At 72.4% G+C, this 20,145-nt stretch carries 18 protein-coding genes and 2 pseudogenes; 12 read left to right on the forward strand and 8 right to left on the reverse strand.

The window, feature by feature from the left end:
• Positions 1–73: 73 nt before the first annotated feature.
• From E4N62_RS10490 to E4N62_RS10505, 4 genes and pseudogenes are all read left to right on the forward strand, one after another.
• Positions 74–496 (forward strand): annotated as a pseudogene (locus E4N62_RS10490) (CocE/NonD family hydrolase); the annotation flags it as partial.
• Complete coding sequence (locus E4N62_RS10495; protein WP_230214082.1) at positions 482–793, forward strand: CocE/NonD family hydrolase C-terminal non-catalytic domain-containing protein; 312 nt, start codon at positions 482–484, stop codon at positions 791–793. The pseudogene E4N62_RS10490 and the gene E4N62_RS10495, both read left to right, overlap by 15 nt.
• A gap of 71 nt (positions 794–864) precedes the next feature.
• Positions 865–1,041: a hypothetical protein gene (locus E4N62_RS10500; protein ID WP_230213639.1), complete on the forward strand. Its 177-nt coding sequence runs from the start codon at positions 865–867 to the stop codon at positions 1,039–1,041.
• A gap of 197 nt (positions 1,042–1,238) precedes the next feature.
• Positions 1,239–1,892, forward strand: a complete 654-nt coding sequence (locus E4N62_RS10505) for a response regulator transcription factor (protein ID WP_268269152.1) — start codon at positions 1,239–1,241, stop codon at positions 1,890–1,892.
• 47 nt (positions 1,893–1,939) lie between these two features.
• On the opposite strand, the gene E4N62_RS10510 is transcribed toward E4N62_RS10505, so the two are convergent.
• From E4N62_RS10510 to E4N62_RS10525, 4 genes are all read right to left on the reverse strand, one after another.
• Positions 1,940–2,149: a hypothetical protein gene (locus E4N62_RS10510; RefSeq protein ID WP_230213641.1), complete on the reverse strand. Its 210-nt coding sequence runs from the start codon at positions 2,147–2,149 to the stop codon at positions 1,940–1,942.
• Between the two features lie 12 nt (positions 2,150–2,161).
• Complete coding sequence (locus tag E4N62_RS48650) at positions 2,162–3,382, reverse strand: sensor histidine kinase (RefSeq protein WP_230213642.1); 1,221 nt, start codon at positions 3,380–3,382, stop codon at positions 2,162–2,164.
• A gap of 239 nt (positions 3,383–3,621) precedes the next feature.
• Positions 3,622–4,890, reverse strand: coding sequence for a heparan-alpha-glucosaminide N-acetyltransferase domain-containing protein (locus E4N62_RS10520; protein WP_230213643.1), 1,269 nt, complete (start codon positions 4,888–4,890; stop codon positions 3,622–3,624).
• A gap of 507 nt (positions 4,891–5,397) precedes the next feature.
• Positions 5,398–7,206: a thiamine pyrophosphate-requiring protein gene (locus E4N62_RS10525; RefSeq protein ID WP_230213644.1), complete on the reverse strand. Its 1,809-nt coding sequence runs from the start codon at positions 7,204–7,206 to the stop codon at positions 5,398–5,400.
• Positions 7,207–7,440: 234 nt separating this feature from the next.
• Between E4N62_RS10525 and E4N62_RS10530 the strand changes: the two genes are divergently transcribed.
• A complete protein-coding gene (locus E4N62_RS10530) occupies positions 7,441–8,229 on the forward strand; it encodes an RNA polymerase sigma factor SigF (RefSeq protein ID WP_184901499.1) in 789 nt (262 codons plus the stop codon).
• 89 nt (positions 8,230–8,318) lie between these two features.
• Here the strand turns inward: E4N62_RS10530 and E4N62_RS10535 are convergent, their stop codons facing one another.
• Positions 8,319–9,431, reverse strand: coding sequence for a PAS domain-containing protein (locus E4N62_RS10535; RefSeq protein ID WP_230213645.1), 1,113 nt, complete (start codon positions 9,429–9,431; stop codon positions 8,319–8,321).
• A gap of 110 nt (positions 9,432–9,541) precedes the next feature.
• Here E4N62_RS10535 and E4N62_RS10540 point away from each other — a divergent pair, with 110 nt between their 5' ends.
• The 5 genes and pseudogenes from E4N62_RS10540 to E4N62_RS10560 all read left to right on the forward strand — a co-directional run.
• Positions 9,542–10,258: an ANTAR domain-containing response regulator gene (locus E4N62_RS10540; RefSeq protein WP_230213646.1), complete on the forward strand. Its 717-nt coding sequence runs from the start codon at positions 9,542–9,544 to the stop codon at positions 10,256–10,258.
• A gap of 283 nt (positions 10,259–10,541) precedes the next feature.
• The gene (locus tag E4N62_RS10545; protein ID WP_230213647.1) at positions 10,542–11,213 is read left to right on the forward strand and encodes a PT domain-containing protein; all 672 of its coding nucleotides are present in this window, start codon (positions 10,542–10,544) and stop codon (positions 11,211–11,213) included.
• A gap of 274 nt (positions 11,214–11,487) precedes the next feature.
• The gene (locus E4N62_RS10550; protein ID WP_230213648.1) at positions 11,488–12,705 is read left to right on the forward strand and encodes an aminotransferase class I/II-fold pyridoxal phosphate-dependent enzyme; all 1,218 of its coding nucleotides are present in this window, start codon (positions 11,488–11,490) and stop codon (positions 12,703–12,705) included.
• Positions 12,702–12,857, forward strand: coding sequence for a hypothetical protein (locus E4N62_RS10555; RefSeq protein ID WP_230213649.1), 156 nt, complete (start codon positions 12,702–12,704; stop codon positions 12,855–12,857). Before E4N62_RS10550 ends, E4N62_RS10555 begins: the two co-directional genes overlap by 4 nt.
• Positions 12,858–12,929: 72 nt before the next feature.
• Positions 12,930–13,979 (forward strand): annotated as a pseudogene (locus tag E4N62_RS10560) (MBL fold metallo-hydrolase); the annotation flags it as partial.
• Positions 13,980–14,036: 57 nt separating this feature from the next.
• On the opposite strand, the gene E4N62_RS10565 reads toward E4N62_RS10560, so the two are convergent.
• Positions 14,037–14,648, reverse strand: a complete 612-nt coding sequence (locus E4N62_RS10565) for a DedA family protein (protein WP_230213650.1) — start codon at positions 14,646–14,648, stop codon at positions 14,037–14,039.
• Positions 14,649–14,691: 43 nt separating this feature from the next.
• Entirely contained in the window at positions 14,692–15,465 is a 774-nt protein-coding gene (locus tag E4N62_RS10570) for an MBL fold metallo-hydrolase (protein ID WP_230213651.1), read from the reverse strand.
• A 161-nt stretch (positions 15,466–15,626) separates the two neighbouring features.
• Between E4N62_RS10570 and E4N62_RS10575 the strand changes: the two genes are divergently transcribed.
• Both E4N62_RS10575 and E4N62_RS10580 read left to right on the forward strand, forming a co-directional pair.
• Positions 15,627–16,127: a hypothetical protein gene (locus E4N62_RS10575; protein WP_230213652.1), complete on the forward strand. Its 501-nt coding sequence runs from the start codon at positions 15,627–15,629 to the stop codon at positions 16,125–16,127.
• Positions 16,128–16,353: 226 nt separating this feature from the next.
• Positions 16,354–18,525, forward strand: coding sequence for a phage holin family protein (locus E4N62_RS10580; RefSeq protein WP_230213653.1), 2,172 nt, complete (start codon positions 16,354–16,356; stop codon positions 18,523–18,525).
• A 311-nt stretch (positions 18,526–18,836) separates the two neighbouring features.
• On the opposite strand, the gene E4N62_RS10585 is transcribed toward E4N62_RS10580, so the two are convergent.
• The gene (locus E4N62_RS10585; protein WP_230213654.1) at positions 18,837–20,114 is read right to left on the reverse strand and encodes an IS701 family transposase; all 1,278 of its coding nucleotides are present in this window, start codon (positions 20,112–20,114) and stop codon (positions 18,837–18,839) included.
• Positions 20,115–20,145: the final 31 nt, after the last annotated feature.

Raw genomic sequence — 20,145 nt, forward strand, 5'->3', positions numbered from 1 at the left:
CTCGCACGAAACGCCACCTCCACGGCACGCGATCATCGCGACCGTGCCCGCGGTCGTGGGGCCGCCTCCGCGTATGCGGAAACGCACGCGCTTCACGATCTGCAGAACGTACGCGACCGTGTCCGTGGCCGCCCTGCTGGCCGCCCTCCTGACCCCGGCGGCGGCCCAGGCCGCCCCCGCCCCGAAGGAGAGCCGTCCGGTCTACTCCTACGCCCATGCCGTCCGTGAGTCCGTCTGGGTGGACACCGGCCTCGACGGCGACGGCGACGGGAGGACCGACCGCGTGGCCGCCGACATCGTCCGGCCCCGCGAACCCGCCCGGCAGGGCCGCAGGGTCCCCGTCATCATGGACGCCAGCCCGTACTACTCCTGCTGCGGGCGCGGCAACGAAAGCCAGAAGAAGACGTACGACAAACGCGGTCACGTCGCCCGGATGCCGCTGTTCTACGACAACTACTTCGTTCCCCGCGGCTACGCCTTCGTGGGGGTCCCGCTCACCCCGGGCAAGGCCTACACCATCACGCTCGACCTCGCGGCCACCGACCACGTCGTCCCCAAGGGCCACCGCCTGGCCCTGATCGTCGCGGGCACGGACAAGAACCTCATCGACCCGCCGTCCACCACCCCGACGCTCACCCTCGACCTGGCCCGTACATCGGTTCGCGTCCCGCTTCTCGGCGGCGCCGCCGCGTTCGCCCGCGCCACCTCGGGCGGCACGTCCGCCGCACCCGAGGCCAGGGTCCTGGACGGCGTGCGGGCACCGCACACCGCCCAGCGCGTCCCCGGCAACTGACCGGCTCGGGCGGCCGGGCATGCCCGGCCGCCCGCCTTCCGGGCGACGGCACTCACCTGGTCCTCGTAGCTTTGCGAGGCGCGCTGTGGGGCAGTGAGGTCGGTGAGGCCGACGCCGACCAGCACGTCGCGCTGCGCCGTGGTGCCGCCGGCGAAGTGCCCAGTGACCGGCGGGTATTCGCCGACACCAGTCGGCGGGCAGACCTGCCCGCGGCCGAACTCGACATCAGCCACCCGGGCCGACCGTGACCCGGAGGGCGGGGAAATTGCCGTCAGACCAGCCTGAAATGCCGCACTTTGCCGTTCGGTGCGCGCTGCCGTGCCGTCCGTCGATAATGGGGTGCCAACGCCTGTGGCACTCGCCGCGTTCTGACCGGAGTCGGCTCGCGCGTCGGCCGTCGGGGACGTCGCGGCTGACTGAGTGGGGTGGCAGGGTGATTCGGGTGATGTTGGCCGACGACGAGGCATTGATCCGCGCCGGGATCCGGTTCGTGCTCGAGGTCGCCGATGACATCGAGATCGTGGCCGAGGCGGACAACGGTGCCGGCGCCGTCGAGCTCGCTCGCAAGCACCTCGTTGACGTGGCGCTGCTGGACATTCGCATGCCCGGCGTCGACGGGCTGGCCGCGGCCGTCGAGATAGGGAAGGTGGCGCCGCGGACCAGCGTGGTCATGCTGACCACGTTCGGTGAGGAAGAGTACGTCACCCGGGCGCTGCGCTGCGGCGCTGCGGGGTTTCTGCTCAAGGACACCCCGCCCGACGACCTGATCAGGGCTGTCCGGGCTGCGGCCGCCGGTGAGCCTGTCCTGTCGCCCCGGGTCACCAGGCAGCTGATCGATCGCCACGTCAACCGCGACGTGAGCCAGGCCGACGAGGCGCGACGCCGCGTGGCGGCTCTGACCGACCGTGAGCGCGACGTGCTGTGCCTGCTGCGTGAGGGCTGCTCGAACGCTGAGATCGCCAAGGCGCTGCTGATGAGTGAAGGCACCGCCAAGTCACACGTCAGTCGCATCCTCTCCGTCCTTGGCTGCACCAACCGGGTTCAGGCGGCGATCCTGGCGCACGATGCCGGAGTTCTTCCGCCAAGCAGCCGTTCCTGATCCGCCTCCCCTGTCCTGGGTGTCGCCGATCTTGATTTGCTGGTAGGTCAGTGGCGAGACGGCGAACTCGAAGGAAGAACAGACGCTGAGCCGAGGCCGCCGCAGACCGCGACCGCGACGGCGACTCCGGCGAGGGCGATGAAGGCCGTCTTGGTCTTCCTTCGTGGTGCGTCGTGGCGGGGCCCGTCTTCGGCCCCGGTACGGGAGGGGAGCATCTGCGCGTCGGCCAGGGCGGGTTGATCGATGGTCGGGCTCATGGTGCCCGGGCTTCAACGGCGCAGGGGGAGGGTGGCGGTGAGGGTGTGGTTGCCGGAGAGCGGGTCTGTGCCGGCGGTGAGGTCGCCGCCGGCCAGGCGGGCGCGTTCGCGCAGGCCGGCCAGTCCCAGGCCGCTGCTGGGCGGTGGGACGGCGGGCGGGCGTGCGACGTTGCGGACGCTGATGGTGAGTTTTTCGGTGTCGACGGTGACGGTCAGCCGCGTGGGCGCGCCCGGGGCGTGTTTGTGCACGTTGGTGAGGGCTTCGCGCACGATGCGGTTGACCGCTCGGCGGATGCCGATGTCGGTGTCGGTGAGTTCGTCGCCGTGCCAGGACAGGGTGAGGGGCAGGCCCGCCTGCTGGGCTTCGGCGACCAGGTTGGTGACGTCCTCGCGCGTGCCGGCCACCGATTCGGTGCCGTCCGGGGGTTCGGCGCCGTCGAGGCGCAGGATGCCCAGCACGGTGCGAAGCTCGTCGAGTGCGGTCCGGGAGGTGGTCCGTAGCAGGTCGGCCTGCTCGTTGATCTCGGGGGCGGCGGTGCGGGTGCGCATCTCCAGGGCACCGGCGTACAGGACGATCAGGCTGAGCCGGTGGCCGAGGAGATCGTGCATCTCGCCTGCGATGCGGGCCCTTTCCTGCATGCGGGCCTGCGACTCGCCGAGCAGGTTGGCGTGTTCCAGCAGGGCGTTGCGTTCGTGCAGGGCATCCATGGCCAGGGCTCGTTCCCCCTGCCGCATGCCGATGGCGCCCGGCAGGACCACCAGCAGCACATTGATGACGACGATGACGCCGACATCCTGGAGGTCGACCGTCAGCCCGGCGAGCTCGGCGAGGTTGGCCGCGGATTGCACGCCGGTGGCGAGCGCCAGGGCGGCCACGGCGAGGCGGGGGTCCGGGACCTGGCGGCCCACCGCATAGGCGAGTATCACGCTCACCGGCCAGAGAAAGGCCAACAGGGTCGTGCTCGGCCATATCGACGGCACTATCGCGACGCCGGTCCCGGCCAGCAGCGAGGTGATCGGCCAGGTGAATCGGCAGAGCAGGGCGAGGGCGGCGGCCAGCAGGCCGATCGCTGTCGCGGGCTGCCCGGGCACGTTGATGACGGCCGTGACGATCGCCGTGGCGGGCAGGAACAACCACCACGCCAGCAGCAACCTGCCCTGTCGTGCCAGGTGCTGCCAGGTCGTCACCGCCTCGGCGGTGACGACCTCGGCGAGTTTCGCCCAACCAGCCACGGCACCTCCACGACGACGGCGGTGGCCGCCGAGCCGGGCGGTCGCCCGACCGATGAGCGCAGCCGCCTCCGGGCCACGCCGGCCGGGGGCACCAGCCGCAGCAGTGGAGCGGTGATGACCGGTAGCCCGTGATCGGCGCCGACCGTACCCGAGGACGGGGGCCGTGGTCATCGTATCCGGGGCCGGCCAGGGCCGACCTCGTTCGGGCGAAGGGCGAACGTGCCCTGACACGCCGCGTCTCACCGGACGAACTTCGCCAGTTTGGTGGTGCTGTTGAGCAGGTACTCCAGCGGTCCGCGGCTGAAGAAGCGCGACCAGACGGTGGCGAACAGGATCGCCCCGGCGATGAACCCGAACAGCGGCACCAGGGTGTTGGTGGCATCCTCGGGCAGCATGGCGTAGGCGGCGACGTGGGCGACGTAGAGGGTCAGGGACATGGTGCCCACGGCGATCAGTGGGCTCGCCAGCCGCCGCAGCCATGCCAGCCGGGCCATGGCCGCGGTCGCGCAGACGAGCACGGTGATCGCCACGCCGAGGCCGCCGATGATCTCGAAGGTCGTACCGCTGTGCGGCTCGGCTCCCAGCAGCGACGAGGCCAGGTTCGCGCTGTCCGTGACCTTGTTGTTGATGTAGTCGAAGGCCGGCGATCCCGGTCGCAGGGATTCGATGGAGTTCGGATCCAGGTTCGCGAAGGCTTCCTTCAGAGCGGCCTTGTCCGCCTGAATGGGCGGGTACAGCCTTGCCGTCAGCCAGGCGGTGCCGTATCCGAGTGCCATCAGCGCGGCGCCGAGCGCGGCCAGCCGGCGTTGCACCACGCCGGCGGCCAGGTCGAGCCGGGCCAGTGCCATGCCGGCGATCACGAACGGCATCCAGGTGATCGCGGGGTAGTAACCGTCGAGCAGCAGACCCAGCAGTCCGTCGCCGCCGAGCCGGCCGATCGGGTCGTAGGTGTTGATGATCTTCGCCGTCGTCTCGCCCAGCAGCCACTTCAGGCCGAACGCCGCCTGCGGCCCGACGACCGCGAGCACGGCCGCGATGATCGCGAGGGTCCTGGCCCGCAGTCGTATCAGGGGCAGCGCCAGCAGGAAGTACACCCCGTAGAAGGCGAGAATCACCAGGATCCCGGTCTTGAGCATCGTCAGCACGGTGCCCAGTGCCAGCAGGACCACGGCCCGGATCATGATCCGGGCCGTCGCCTGCCGGCCGGCCAGGCCGGTCTTCGGCTCCCGACGGCCGGCGATCAGCATCAGCGAGAACCCGGCCAGGGTGGCGAACAGGATCGACGACCGGCCCTCGGTCAGTTCCAGCAGCCGGCCGCCGAAGCCACCCACGTCCTCGGCAGGTGGGGCGACGTGGACCGCGAACATGCCGAACACCGCCAGCGCGCGGGCCAGGTCCACCCCGACCAACCGCCCCACCGACGGCTGCTGTTCGACCACGCCTGCGGGTTCAGTCGGTGCCCCGTGCCGCGGAGGTGGCGTTTCGTGTGAGATCTCGATCTGAGTCATGCGCCCAACGTCGCCGGTGGGGACGCCCTGACGCCTCTGCCAAGCTTCCGGACCACCCCCGCCGAACGGCCAAGGACGCCGAGCCGATCGACCATCACCAGAAGCGACTTCGGTGCTGCGGTCTTGACTCGCGGTCGCTGTCGCGGACGGTGCGGGCGGCCGACGTCGCCTGGCGCTCGTGGGCGTTCATGCGGACGGGGCGATCCAGCATTCGTGTGCGGTCAGCACGCGGCAGATCTGCTCGACGCCGCCGATGCGGCCCCTGTGCTCGTCGAGGAACGCCACGAGCAGGTGTGTGACCGGTCGAGCTCAGAGATGCTGACGCGCATCGTGTGGCTGCTGGAGAACTCCCCTCCGCTACCGGCCGCGGACAACTGACGCGGAAACGTGGCGTGGCGTCGGGACCTGCAGCCACACCACGATGCCAGGTACGGCACTGAACAGTTCACCGCGCTACTGAACTGACCACTGAACTCTTTCGCGCGCGACTGAACTCCTCAGTGCCGTTCAACAGTCGTCGTGCTTCTTCGACCCGGCGCCCGGCAGGAATTCCTGCATCTTCGCCTTGAAGCCCTGCTTGACCATGGACGCCCGGTCGGCGTCGCCCTTGAGGATCGAGGCGGCCGTGGACTCCATCTGCTCCCAGGTCGCGTGCGGCGGGATCGGCGGCACCGCCGGGTCGGTGAGGAACTCCACCACCGCCGGACCGTCCGCCGCGAGGGCCGCTCGCCAGCCCGCCTCGACCTCCTCCGGCTTCTCCACCCGGATCCCGGTCAGCCCGAGCGAGCGCGCGAAGGCGGCGTACTGGACGTCCGGCAGCTCCTGCGAGGGCAGGAAGGACGGCTCCCCGCCCATCGCCCGCAGCTCCCACGTCACCTGGTTGAGGTCGTGGTTGTTCCAGACGGCCACCACCAGCCGCGGATCCTCCCAGCGGTCCTGGTACTTCGCCGCGGTGATCAGCTCCGCCATGCCGTTCATCTGCATCGCCCCGTCCCCGACCAGGGCGATCGCCGGACGGTCCGGGTGCGCGAACTTCGCGCCGATCGCGTACGGCACCCCGCACCCCATCGTCGCCAGAGTGCCGGACAGCGAGCCCCGCATGCGTCCGCGCATGGTGATGTGCCGGGCGTACCAGTTCGCCGCCGAACCGGAGTCCGAGGAGATGATCGCGTCGTCCGGCAGCAGCGGATCGAGGGCGTGGGCCACCAGCTCGGGGTTGATCGGGTCGGCCGACGGCTCGGCCCGGCGCGCCATCACCTCGCGCCAGCGCGCCACCCCCGCGCACACCTCGTCGTACCACTCGCGCCCCCGCTCCGGATCGATCAGCGGGATCAGCCGCTCCAGCGTCGCCTTGGCGTCCCCGACGAGATTCACCTCGTACGGGTAGCGCATCCCGACCATGTGCGGGTCGATGTCGATCTGCACGGCCCGCGCCTTGCCGAAGTCCGGCAGGAACTGGGAGTACGGGAAGGACGAGCCGATGGTCAGCAGCGTGTCGCAGTCACGCATCAGCTCGTACGAGGGGCGCGTGCCCAGCAGCCCGATCGAGCCGGTGACGTACGGCAGTTCGTCGCTCAGCGCGTCCTTGCCGAGGAGCGCCTTGGCGACGCCCGCGCCGAGCAGCTCGGCGATCCGGGCCACCTCGACACGGGCACCGGCGGCGCCCTGCCCGATGAGGATCGCGACCTTGTCGCCGGCGTTCAGGATCTCGGCGGCCCGCTCCACCGACTCCGCCGACGGCACCGCCGTCCAGGAGCCGCCGCCCAGACTGGAGGGGACCATCTTGAACTCGTGGGTCGGCGCCGAGTACTCCAGTTCCTGCACGTCACCGGGGACGATGACGGCTGTCGGCGCCCGTCGGGCGTACGCGGTGCGGATCGCCCGGTCGAGGACGTTGGGCAGTTGCTCGGGCACGGTCACCGTCTCGACGAAGTCCGAGGCCACGTCCTTGAACAGGGTGTGCAGGTCGACCTCCTGCTGGTAGGAGCCGCCCATCGCGCTGCGGTGCGTCTGGCCGACGATCGCCAGCACCGGCACATGGTCCAGTTTCGCGTCGTACAGCCCGTTGAGCAGGTGGATCGCCCCCGGGCCCGACGTCGCCGCGCACACCCCGAGCCGGCCGGAGAACTTGGCGTAGCCGACCGCCTGGAAGGCGGACATCTCCTCGTGCCGGGACTGGATGAACCGCGGCCGGTCCTCGGCCCGGCCCCAGGCCGCGAGCAGCCCGTTGATGCCGTCCCCTGGGTAGCCGAATACCTGTTCGACATCCCATTCGCGCAGCCTCCGCAAGATGTGATCGGCGACGGTGGTGCTCATACTGGACCTCCCGGGGTGTGGTCTCCCGAGCGAGTCACCCGCGGGCGGAATGGAAAACCCCGAATGTGTTTGCCATGCATGATCCGGGGCAGGCGCATAGAAGTGCTTCGGACAGGAGGCACGTCCGTGGAAGTGGCGAGGTTTCCCTCACGGGTGTGCTGTCCCTCGTGCAGCTCCGCGCCCCCACGGTGACCGTCCATCCCAGAAGCGCCATCCAGGGAGTTGCGACGCACCATGCGTACCCAGGCGAAGCATCATCCGCACGACGACGCCCCCGACACCGCGGAGGCCTTCCGCCGGCTGGCCGCGCTTCCGCCCGGTCAACAGCGGGACACCCTGCGTGAGCAGATCATCGAGGCATGGCTCCCCATGGCCGAACGGCTCGCGGGCCGGTTCCGCAACCGCGGCGAGAGCTACGACGACCTGCGCCAGGTCGCCTCGCTCGGCCTGGTCAAGGCCGTCGACCGCTACGACCCCGAGCTGGGGAACGCCTTCGAGAGTTATGCCGTGCCCACCGTCACCGGTGAGATCAAGCGGCACTTCCGGGACCACATGTGGACTCTGCACGTGCCGCGCCGGGTCCAGGACCTGCGCAACCGTGTGAGGTTCGCCAGTCAGGACCTGTCCCAGACCATCTCCGGGCGACGCCCCACCGTCGCGGAGATCGCCGCACACGCGAACATGAGCGAGGAGGACGTCCAGGTGGGGCTGGAGGCCCTGGAGAGCTTCACGGCGCTGTCGCTGGACGCGGAGCTGCCGGGGAGCGAGGACGGCTACTCGCTGAGCGACGCGCTGGGGGCGCCGGACCCCGCGCTGGACACGGTGGTGGACCGCGAGGCCGTGAAGCCCCGGCTGGCCGCGCTGCCGGAGAGGGAGCGGGCGATCCTGTACATGCGGTTCTTCGGCGACATGACGCAGAGCCGGATCGCCGAGCAGTTGGGGATCTCGCAGATGCACGTGTCGCGGTTGATCAGCCGGTGCTGTGATCGGCTGCGGGACCAGGTGATGAAGGACGCGGTGTAGCTCCGCTGGTTGGCCGTGGGCGCCGTGGGGTGGGGTGCGTCGGTCGTCTGCGGGTTCGTCGTGGCTGGTCGCGCGGTTCCCCGCGCCCCTTACGGGGCCCGGGTTTCCATGGCCAGGGCTATGTGGCGGGACATCGTGTCCATCGCCTGGGCCTCGGCCATCGAGAAGGCCAGGCGGGCGCCTGAGCGGAAGAGGGTCAGGACGCCCGTGACCGGGCCTTCCGGGGGAGCCAGCGGCACGGTCAGCAGGGAGGTCACATCGGCCTTCACGAGGACCGGGGCCCCCGAGCCGTCGTGGCCGAAGGCGGCCGGGTCGGCCGGACGGATCTGGAGGGCGGGGGAACCGCCCCGGGCGGCCGTGACGACGAGGGGACAGGTGGCGGGGTCCTGGGACACCAGGAGCTTCGCCTCCTCCTCCGAGGGGGCCAGGACCGTGGAACGCGCGAGGCCGGGAGTCGTCGTGTCGGCGACCACCCAGTCGGCGAAGCGGCCGTGCAGGACACGGGCCGCCCGGTCGAGGGCCGTACCGGTCGGCGCCGTGAGCAGGGCCGTGGTCATCGTGTCGAGGAGGTCCATCAGCGTCGCGTGGCGGGTGGTCTCGGTGAGGTTGGGCAGCGGACGCAGGGGCTCGACGGTCGGCATCCGGTGCCCGGCCGGCTGGAGGAGGACCAGGACGGTGTTGCGCGGCTCGCCGCTGCCGGGGCGCAGCTTGGTGAGCGTGGCGCGGACCGGCAACGACGGGCGCTGCTGCAGGTGGACGCTGAGGCTGCGGTCGCCCTCGCCGCGGGCCACGGCCGCCGCCTGCGAACGGAACGCGCCCCGGTCGGAATGGGCGAGGAAACCGCTGAGCGGACGGCCCGTCGCATAACCGGACCGTACGCCGGTGAAGGCGGTCGCGGCCTGGTTGAGGCGCCGCACCACCGTCTCGCGGTCCACCAACAGCACCGGCAGCGGCAGGCTTTGGAACACGGTCCTCAGCAACTGGTGCTCCTGCGCGGCGGACGAGGTGCCGCCGGCCGGACCCGAGGCGGTGAGTCGCTCGTACCACGGCCACAACTGGTCAGCGACGTGGTCGAGTTCGAAGAACGCCGCGTCCAGGACCGTCGGCAGATCTCCCGTCGGCACCGAACGGGCCGCCTTGAGCTCCGCGACACGGCGTACGAAATCCGCGAGTTCCTCACCGAATTCGTCCGTCTGGGTCATGCGACGAACGTAGCGCCTGGACGACGCGGAGGGCACGGCCGGACCGAAAGCCGAAGATTCGTTTTCCGCGCGGGTGCGTGGGAAGGCGATCCGAGGAGGAGGCGTGCATCATGCCGGAACGGGAACAACTCGGCCGCGTGGGAGGGGAATCGGCGGAATCCGCACATCCGGGCAGAAGGCTCTCCGAACTCGTCGAACAGGCCGCCCGCTGCACCGACGACTGCTGCGGCGCCAGCGGCATGGTGTCCGACAGCGGCACCGAACGGCCCGCCGCGGTCACCCACCCCGACCTCGCGGGACTCGTCGCCGTCCAACTGCGCTCGGGCGACGGACCGCTCCCGGCCGCGCTGGAGCGCGGTGAGCCCGTCGACTCCGCCGATCTGCTGCGCGAGGAACGCTGGCCGGAGTACCGGGCGGTGGCCCTCGACGCGGGCGTACGGTCCAGCGTCACGCTCCCCTTCAGGCGCTCCGGGCTCACCGTGGCCCTCAGCCTCTACAGCTTCCGCCCCCACGCCCTGAGGGACGTCCCGCACGGCCCCGCCCGTGCCCTCGGCGACCTCGCCGCGACCTGTATCGTCCGCGACCGTTCCTACCGGGCCGCCCTCAGCGAACTCGACCAGCTCGGCGCCGCACTGCGCTCCCGCCCCGTGGTCGACCAGGCCTGCGGCATGGTCATGCACGTCCTCGGCTGCGACGCCGACGCCGCGTTCACCGTCCTCCGCCGCATCTCCCAGGGCACCAACCGCAAACTCTCGGACGTCGCGTCGGCGGTGGTCCAGAAGAGGGGCAGAGGCCTGGAACGGGAACTGGTCTCCCTTTCTGATTGAGCCGACCCGAGCCGCAGCGCGCCCCCACAGAGGCGCGGGGAACTGCGCGACCAGCCACAACGAACCGGCGGCCGACCACGAACCCGCTCCCGCCACGGCGCTCACCGGCGAACCCAGCGGAGCGAACCGTCACCCGGTCGGCCCTCCGCGTCCCGCGAATGGTGCCCGGCGACGCGCGCCCCGTGGGGCTCGGCGCTCTGATGGACGCGGGGCACGGCGGTCGTGCCCCGCCCCGCCGGAGTCGGCCGAAGGAGTCCCCGATGCCCCGCCCACGCGCCCGCCCATGCGCCGCAGAGCCCGTGTCCTGTCCGCCGCCGCCCTGATCGGTGCCGTCCTGGGCGCCGCCGCCCCACCCGCGTACGCGGACCCCGCGGCCGAGGTGGACCCCCAGTCCGTCGAGCCGGGCGGCACCCTCACCTTCTCCGTCGCCTGCGACCCGACCGGCGGCACCGCCCCCGAGACCATCGACGCCAGCTCACAGGCGTTCGAACAGGGCACCGTCACGCTGCAACGCCTCCCCGGCGACGGTGACGCCGCCGCCGGCCCCTCCTACCAGGGCACGGCGAAGATCGCGCCCGCCGCGGACTTCGAGACCGGAGTCGACGCGGCGAACTCGGCCACCGAGTGGGGCGTCGACGGCGTGTGCCCGGCGGCCCCCGGCGGCGAGGGCAAACAGTGGAGCGCGGCCTTCGACGTCTCCCTCGGCGGCGACCAGTCCTGGTCCACCCTCAAGCCGACCCACCAGCCCACGCACCAACCGACCCATCAGCCCACGCACCAGCCCTCCCACCACTCCACGCACCAACCCGCACCAATCCAGCGCGGCGTCCACGCGGGTGACGGCGGGGCCTTCACCGACTCCGTCCCGGCCATGGTCGCGGGCGGCCTGCTCGTCGCGGGCGCGCTCGGCGCAGCCGTGCACCGGCTGCGCCGCCGGGACCGATGGACGCCCTGAGCGCTCCGCGCCCAGCCACCGGCCCCTGGCGGATGTGACCGGCGCAACCCGCCCCGGGGCCCATGGGGCGCGTGGGCCTGGGGTACTGACAGGCCGAGGGTGCGTGCGAGGCCCGCCGAGTTCGACACGGGCCGGCCGACGCACCCCGACGCACGATACGGAGCACCGAGCAGGACCACGCGGTACCACGCGGCAGCACGAGCACCATCGACATCCCGGAGCGATCCCGAGGGGTGAGCGCCGGGCGACGCATCAGGAGCGGGCGGAGGCACACATGCGGCGGACGGATCCGGAAGGGCACGGTCCGGTCCGTTACGGCCCGCCGCTCCCCGCCCAGGGACTGCCCGTCCTGCCCGAACTGGCCGCCGCGCTCTCCGCCGCGGCGGAGAGCCCCCACCCCGTCCCGCTCGGTGGTGACCCCGCCCTCCTGGACGCCGCCTGCGGCTACTGGGACCGGCGCGGACTGGCCACCACCCGGGACAGGGCCCTGGCCGCCCCCGGCGCCCCCGCCCTGCTCCTCGCGCTGACCGCCGCGATCGGCGGCGACGTGCTGCTCCCACGGCCGTGCGCCGCCTGGTGGGAGCCGCAGGCACGGGCGCTGGGGCGAAGCGTCTTCCACGTGGCCACGCCCGCCGAGTGCGGGGGCGTGCCGGACCCGTACGCGCTCCTGGAGACCGTCCGCAGGATCCGGGCCGAGGGTGGCGACCCCCGGCTGCTCGTGCTGTGCGTCGCCGACGACCCGACCGCGACCGTGGCCCCGCCCGAACTGGTGCACGAGGCCATGGAGGCGGCCCTGGGGGAGGGGCTGCACCTGGTCAGCGACGAGACCTGGCGTGACACCGTGCACGACCCGCACGACACCGTGCTGCTCAGCCCCGCCGAGATGCTGCCCGACCGGGTCACCGTCGTCGCCGACCTCGCCGGCGCCTTCCTGCCCGCCGGCTGGCCGGCCGCCGTCGCCCGCTTCCCGGCGAACAGGGACGGGACGGGGCTGCGCGACCGGGTCCTGGACGTGCTCACCGCGCTGGGCGCCCGGGTCGCCACCCCGGTGGCCGCGGCCGCCGCCCACGCCCTCGGCGAGCCCGCCGCCGTCACCGAACGGCTCGCCGCCGCCGTGCGTCTGCACGCGCGCCTCGCCGAGGCCGCGTACCGCGCCGTGGTGGCCGCCGGGGCGCTCGCCCTGCCGCCGCGCGCCGGACGGCATCTCTACGCCGACCTCGCCCCGCTGCGCTCGACCCTCGCGGGGTACGGCGTCGGTGACGCCCAGGAGGCGGAGGACTTCCTCACCGATCGGCTCGGGATGCCCGCGCCCGGTGGCCACCGGTTCGGGGACGACCTCGGGGCGCTGCGCGTCCGGCTGTCCACCGACGCGTTCCTCGGCACCACCGAGGAGGACCGCGCCCGCGCCCTCACCGCACCGGATCCACTGGAACTCCCGCAGGTGGAAAGGGCGTTGACCCGCCTTGGAGCGGGGTTCGAGGACCTGCGGTGAGGCTCTTCGGCAGGACCTACGGCACCGACGGCACCGACGGCATCAGCGGGACCGACGGCACCAGCGGCCTCGGTGACCCCGGCGGCCTCGGTGACCCCGGCCTTCGGCGGACTTCAGCGATGACGATCCTTCGTGACGACGACGCTCAGTGACGGGAGCCTCCTCGATGACGCAGCAGTCCGAGTCGACCACCTCCACGACGACAGCCTCCTCGACGACGACCTCCAAGCCGACGACCGCGGCGACGACCGCCTCCTCGACAACCACCCGGGGCACCGCCGACCCGGAGTCCGGGACCCCCTCCTCCCGCCGCTCGCTCCGCCCCGCCCCTCGGGGAGCCGCGCCGCTGGCCTCGGTCGTTCGCCGACCGGCTCACCACGCCCCTCCCCGGGCTGAAGGCCTTCGCCCGGTTCGCCCGTGAGGGCTCGGTGCGGCCCGGGGCCGACGGACTCGCCGACGTCCCGCTGCTGCCGTACGAGCCAAGCCCGTTGCCGAGGGTGGACGCCCGTACTCTGGCCGTCTCCTGGGCGGGGCACGCGAGTTGGGTGGTGCGGATCGGCGGGCTGACCGTCCTCACCGACCCCGTCTGGTCCCGCCGCATCCTGGGCACCCCGGCGCGCGTCACCCCCGCGGGCGTCGACTGGGACGCGCTGCCCCGGGTGGACGCGGTCGTCATCAGCCACAACCACTACGACCACCTGGACGCGCCCACCCTGGCGAGACTCCCGCGCGACACCCCGGTGTTCGTGCCCGCCGGACTCGGCCGCTGGTTCCGGCGGCGCCGGTTCGACCGGGTCACCGAGCTGGACTGGTGGGAGGCGGCCGAACTCCACGGCGTCCGCTTCGACTTCGTACCGGCCCACCACTGGTCCAAGCGCACCCTCACCGACACCTGCCGGTCCCTGTGGGGCGGTTGGGTCCTCACGGCCCCCGGCGGCCGGCGCCTCTACTTCGCCGGCGACACCGGCTACGGCCACTGGTTCTCCCTCATCGGCCGCCGCCACCCGGGGATCGACGTAGCCCTCCTGCCGATCGGCGCCTACGACCCCCGCTGGTGGCTGAGCGACGTGCACTGCGACCCGGAGGAAGCCGTCCGTGCCTTCCAGGACCTCGGCGCCCGCCGCATGGCCCCCATGCACTGGGCCACCTTCGTGCTGTCGGCCGAACCGGTCCTGGAACCCCTGAGGAGAGTGAGGACGGCATGGCGGGCGGCCGGACTGCCGCGCGAGAACCTGTGGGACCTGCCGATCGGCGGCTCCCGAGTGCTGGACTGACCCGCGCGTGATGCGCCCGGGCCGGCCCGCGACGCGCCTCCCGTCAGTCCCGGGCCCTCACCGGACGACCCGGCGCCACACACTCGGCACCAGACTGATCAGCAGCGTCAGCACGACCGCCGCCAGCACCCCTTCCCACGGCTCCTCGAACAAGGACCCGCCCAGGATGCCGATCAACTGGTACGTCACGGCCCACGCGAGGCACGCCGGCAGATTCCCCCGGGCGAACCGCCGCAACGGCATCTTCGCCAGCAGACAGGCCAGCATCACCGGGAGACGCCCGGCCGGCATCAGCCGCGACAGCACCAGCACGGCCACCCCGTGGTCGTCGAGCTTCGCCTGCGCCTGGGTCAGCCGATCCTCCGGCGCCCGGCGGCGGATCGCCTCCAACCAGCGCGAACCGTTCTTGGAACCCATACCGCGCCGCCCCAGCCAGTACAGGGCGATGTCCCCGAGGAAGGCGGCGACCGACGCCACCACGAACACCATCAGCAGCGAGAGCGGCGCCGTCTGATGGAACGCCACCACGGCCGCCGAACTGACCAGCGCTCCGGTCGGCACCACCGGTACCAGCGCTCCGATCAGCACCAGCAGGAACAGCGTGGGATAGCCGATCGCCTGCTGGGTGGACGCGTACGGCACGGGAGCGCTCGCCGCCAGGACGATCACCGAGCCTCCCCCAGGACTCGGGTGACCGCGATCGGCGGGCGTCTCATCGCGCCACCCCCGGTCGCACGCTCTCCCCGTGGCCCAGCCGGTGCACGGCCACCTCGGGAGCGCGCGCGGCGGCGAGGCGTACGAACTCCTCACCGGGAGCGTGGAATTCATGGGGGCGCACGGCGTCCATGCCGATCGGCCAGTACGTGCCGTAGTGCACCGGAACCGCGCTCCGGGGCGCGAGCAGCGCAAGCGCCTCCGCCGCGCGCCCCGCGTCCAGATGCCCCTCGCCGAGGTACGGTCCCCAGCCGCCGACCGGCAGCAGGGCCACGTCGACCGGCCCGACCTCCTTCGACATCGTCTCGAACAGCCCGGTGTCCCCGGCGAAGTACGTCCGTGCCTCGCCCTCGACGACGAACCCGAGCGCGGGCGAACGATGCGGCCCGACCGGCAGCCGCCGCCCGTCGTGCCGGGCGGAGACAGCGCGTACCAGCAGGTCACCGACCCTGACCTCGTCCCCGGGCGCCGCCTCGGAGAGCCGGAGATGGGCCAGCCTGCGCAGCCCCGGCACCTGGCGCGGCGCGCCCTTCGGCACCACCACCCGGGTCCCCGGGGCGAGCCGGGCCAGGGAGGGGACGTGCAGATGATCGGCGTGCAGATGCGACACCAGTGCGACGTCCGCGACCGCGGCCTCCGGTGGCGGGGGCGCGCCCCGGCGCCTGCGCAGATGTGCGAGCCGGCGCGCGAACAGGGGGTCGGTCAGCACTCTCGTACCCGAGTCCTCCACTGTGCAGGTCGCGTGACCCCACCAGGTGATCTCCACCGGCACTCCGTTCGCCTCCTTCGCGCCACTCCCCCGAGCCTACGGGCTGGAGTAGGGTCTGCGGCCTGAGCCCGTCCCGCGGATCATGCCGTGGACGGGCATGCCGGTTCCGGCGTCCGCGGTTCGCTCCGCGGGACGGGTCCCGGGCCCGGGGGAGGGGGAACAGCATGGGAGACAAGGGCGATCGGAGCGGCGTCTCCGGGGTGGCGTGCCCGGACGCGGCCCGTGGCCGCGGCGCGGTGGGGCAGGTCGCGCCGGGACGCGGTGCGGTGGTGCGGGTCGCGGCCATAGCGAGCCTGACACCGCTGGAGGAGCTGGAGGCGGACCCCTTCCTGGTCGACTCCCGCAGCCAGCACGCCATGTGCGCCCGCTGGGCGGCCGAGCGCGGCTATGTGGTCACGCGCGAGCTGCTCGTACGCGGTCTGCGCCCCGATCACTGCGCCCTGTGGGCCGACGTCGACGCCGGCCTGGTCGATCTCTTCGTCGCCCCCAGCCACCGCGTCCTGGAGCGCGCCTTCGCCTCCGTCGACGACTTCACCGCCGAGTGCGCCCGGCGCGGCATCCGCGTCGAGACCGTCGGCCACGCCGAACCCGCCTACGACGCCCAGATGAAGGCCCATGTCCACCGCCGCCTGTCGATGCCGACGGCGGGCTACGACGGCCGTTGAGGGCACCACGTGCCTCTTCGAGCGCCGGGTGCACCAGCGCCCTCCAGGGGCGCGGGGAACTGCGCGACCGGCCACCGACGACCCGCGGCCCGCGACGCATGGCAAGTCCCGGCCCCTGCCCGCCCCTTGCCGAGCCGTGCCCCCGTGCCGCCCCTCGATGCCACCCCGGCGCCCCCACCCCTATGACAGGCTGAACCCAGGATCGTGACGCAAAGGTGGCCGGAACGTGGGCGGTGGTCGTTGGCGGAGGGTGCTGAGCGGCGTCTGGCGGATGCTCGCCGTATGGGCGGTGTCCACCCTGACCATGCTCGTGCTGGCGGGCGCGCTCCCCGACTTCCGGCTCCAGTCCGAGAGCGACGAGAGCGCCACGCAGATCGCCGTGACCGCGGCGCTCGGCGCGGGCGCCTTCGGTCTGCTGTCCTCGCTCGTGTGGCCCCTGCTGGTGCGGGCCCTGCTGCTGGTCCCGGCGCTCGTCCTCGGCCTGCTCGTCTTCTTCCTCAACGGCTCCCTGCTCCTGCTGGCCCTGCGGCTCAACCCCTCAGGCCAGGGCGCGGCCGCGCCCGAGACGGCCGTGGTCGTCGCCGCGGTGATGTCCGCCGTCGCCTCCGCCACCGGCGGCGCCCTCGCCGTACGGGACGACGACGCCTACCGGCGCCGCCTGTACCGCCTGGCCGACCGCCGCCGCGGGCACGCCGACGGCCGCATGGGGCCCGCCGGCCCCGGCACCCTCTTCCTCCAGCTCGACGGAGTCGGCCACGACGTGCTGGAGGCGGCGGCGGAGAAGGGGCTGATGCCCACCGTGGCCGCGTGGCTGGGCCTCGCGCCGCCGCCCGCCTCCGCCGGCGTCGCCCGGCCCCGGCCCACGCACCGGCTCACCCCGTGGCGCACCGACTGGTCCAGCCAGACCGGCGCCAGCCAGCTCGGCATCCTGCACGGAACCAACCACGACGTGCCGGCCTTCCGCTGGTACGAGAAGGACACCCGGGAGGTGATGGTCTGCAACCGGCCCTCCAGCGCCGCCGAGCTCCAGCGCCGGGCCGTCGACCGCACCGGCGACGGCGGTCTGCTGACCGTCGACGGCGCCAGCCGCGGCAACCTCTTCAGCGGCGGCGCCGAGCAGCTCGCGCTGGTGCTGTCGATGGCGGCCCGCCGGGGCAGGCGCAACCGGTCCCGCGCCGGCTACTTCGCCTACTTCTCCGACCCCGCCAACGCCGTCCGCACGGCCATGTCCTTCGTCGCCGACGTCCTGCGGGAGATCGGCCAGTCCACCCGGGCCCGGATGGCCGAGCAGCGCCCGCGCGTCAAGCGCGGCGGGCTCTACCCGTTCATCCGGGCCTTCGCCACCGTCGTCGAGCGCGATGTCGTCGTCGCCGCGGTGATCGGGGACATGCTCGCCGGCCGCGCGGCGATCTACGCGGACCTGGTGGCGTACGACGAGGTCGCGCACCACTCCGGACCGCACAGCCGGGACGCCGCGAAGATCCTCGAACGCCTGGACCGCTCCCTCGCGCTGATCGCCCAGGTCGCCGAACACGCCCCGCGCGCCTACCGGATCGTCCTCCTCTCCGACCACGGCCAGAGCCCCGGGGAGACCTTCCTGGGCCGCTACGGTCTCACCCTGGGCGACCTGGTCCGCGCCGGCTGCGGCCTGGCCGTCCCGCGCCGCGCCCAGCGCACCCACAGCGGCGCCGAGGCACGCGCGGCGGTACGGGCCGCGCTGCGCATCCCCGTCGAGGAGGGCGTCGAGGAGCACCGCCCCACCCGCCGCTCCGAGCCCATCACGCTGGCCTCCGGCAACCTCGGCCTCGTCTCGTTCCCGGACGTCTCCCACCGGATGAGCCGCGAGGAGATCGACGCGCGGCACCCCGCGCTGCTCTCCACCCTCGCCAACCACCCCGGCGTCGGGTTCGTCCTCGTCCGCAGCGAGGAGCACGGCGGTGTGGTCCTCGGCGCGCACGGCGCGGAGATCCCGATCGACGATCTGAGCGACGAACACCCGGGCCCCCTGGCCGACTTCGGCCCCGGCGCCGCCGACGCCGTACGCCGCACGCACGGCTTCCCGCACACCGCAGACATCATGGTCAACTCCTCCTACGACCCCGCCGACGGCGAGGTCCTCGCCTTCGAGGAACAGATCGGTTCCCACGGAGGCCTGGGCGGCTGCCAGTCCCGCCCTTTCCTGATGTCCCCCCTGGCCCTCTCCGAGCCGGTGGCGCAGGACGAGCCCCTGACGGGCGCGGAACACATCCACCGCGTCCTGACACGCTGGCTGAGGGAAGCGGACGGCCCCCAAGTCCCCGTGGCTCAACTGGAGCACTCCGAAGGGGCGCGGGGAACTGCGCGACCAGCCACGAACCGACCCGCACCCGCCACCCAACAGGACCCGGCGGGCGCCTAGTGCGTGTTTCGGAAGTCCCTTCTGCTCTGCGACGCCCGGCACGCTCCCCCAGTCTCGGCTGGCGCTCGACCGGGAGGTACCCCCACCGCCGCACCGGACGAAAGGCGAAGTACACCCAGTACGAGGCCTTTCGTCCGGCGCGCCGAGAGCACGCACCGGACGCCGCAGAGCCGCCCTTCGGGCGACGAAGGGACTTCCGAAACACGCCCTAGTAGGGCTCCGTTAGGTTGCTCTGGCTCTTGTGCTTGGGCTGGTGGTGGATGTTCTGGGCAGGGGGCGGTGGCAGGTGGTGCAGGTGCCGGTCCAGCAGTTCAGCAGGTCCTGGATGGCGTCGAGGATCTGGTAGAGGGTGAGTCCGCTGTATCGGCTTTTGGGGACAGGCGCTGTTCGGTGAGGAAGGCGTGGGCGGCGGTGACCAGGGTGACGTGGTGGTGCCAGCCGTTCCAGGAGCGGCCCTCGAAGTGGTCCAGGCCGAGGCCGTGCTTGAGTTCCCGGTAATCGTGCTCGATGCGCCAGCGGATCTTGGACAGGCGGACCAGTTCGGTGATCGGTGTGTCGGCGGGCAGGTTGGACAGCCAGTAGTCGGTGGGTGCTTCGGCGTCCTGGGGCCATTCGACCAGCAGCGTCACCTCGGGCAGGACACCGTCCCAGTGGCCGTGCTCGGCAGTGGCGGCGGCTTGGGCCAGACGGCGGGCCCTCACCCCGGCCGGCCGCACCCGCAGCGCCAGAAAGCGTGAGTGCATCGGCCCGCGGGAGCCTTCACGCCAGGTCACCTCGGTGAACGCCTGCCGTCCGTGCTCCTGAGCCAGCGCTGCCACCGAGGACGGCTTGTCCCGGTAGCGGGGCTGCGGCCTGCGACCGTTCCCGGACCAGGCCGGGGCGGTGGGCCGCACGTCGTGCGGGTGGACCGTCACGTCCGAACGGACCGCCACGACATAGCCGATGCCCCGCTCGCTCAGACCGTCGCGGAAGTCGGCGTTCTGCCCGTAGCCGGCGTCGGCCACCACCACCGGCGGCACCAGACCCCACCCGGCCAGCTCATCGAGGATGTCCAGGGCCAGACGCCACTTCTCCCGGTGCCCGACCTCCTGCGGTATCCCGGTCTTCTGCCGCCGCACCGCATCGTCCGCCCACTCCTCGGGCACGAACATCCGCCACTGCAGCGGACAGGACGCGGTGTCGGAGACCGCGTGCACACTCACCGCGACCTGGCAGTTGGCCCGCTTGCCCAGCGCCCCGCAGTACTGGCGCGCGACCGCCACCGACATCTTCCCGTCCTTGGGGAACGACACGTCATCGACCGCCCAGGCATCCGGGCCGATTCTCGGCACCATCCGCTGGGCGATCCGCCGCCGCACCGGCACCGGATCCCACGTCGACTGGTTCACGAACTGCTGCAGGTTCTGCTCGTTGCCGTCGGGCAGCCGTTCCGCCATCGGCTGGATCGACTTCCGCCGTCCGTCCAGCATCAGTCCCCGCAGGTAGCAGTCGCCCTTCGCCCGCTGATCCTTGCGCGGCACCGACGCGAACACGTCAGCGACGAATAACGCCAACGTCGCCCGAGCACGGTTCACTTCATGTGCGTCCACACCTTCAGCGTTCCCCCAAACAGGACCGACA

Origin of the sequence: Streptomyces sp. MNU76 (genome assembly GCF_020982545.1) — a bacterium.
Lineage (GTDB): Bacteria > Actinomycetota > Actinomycetes > Streptomycetales > Streptomycetaceae > Streptomyces.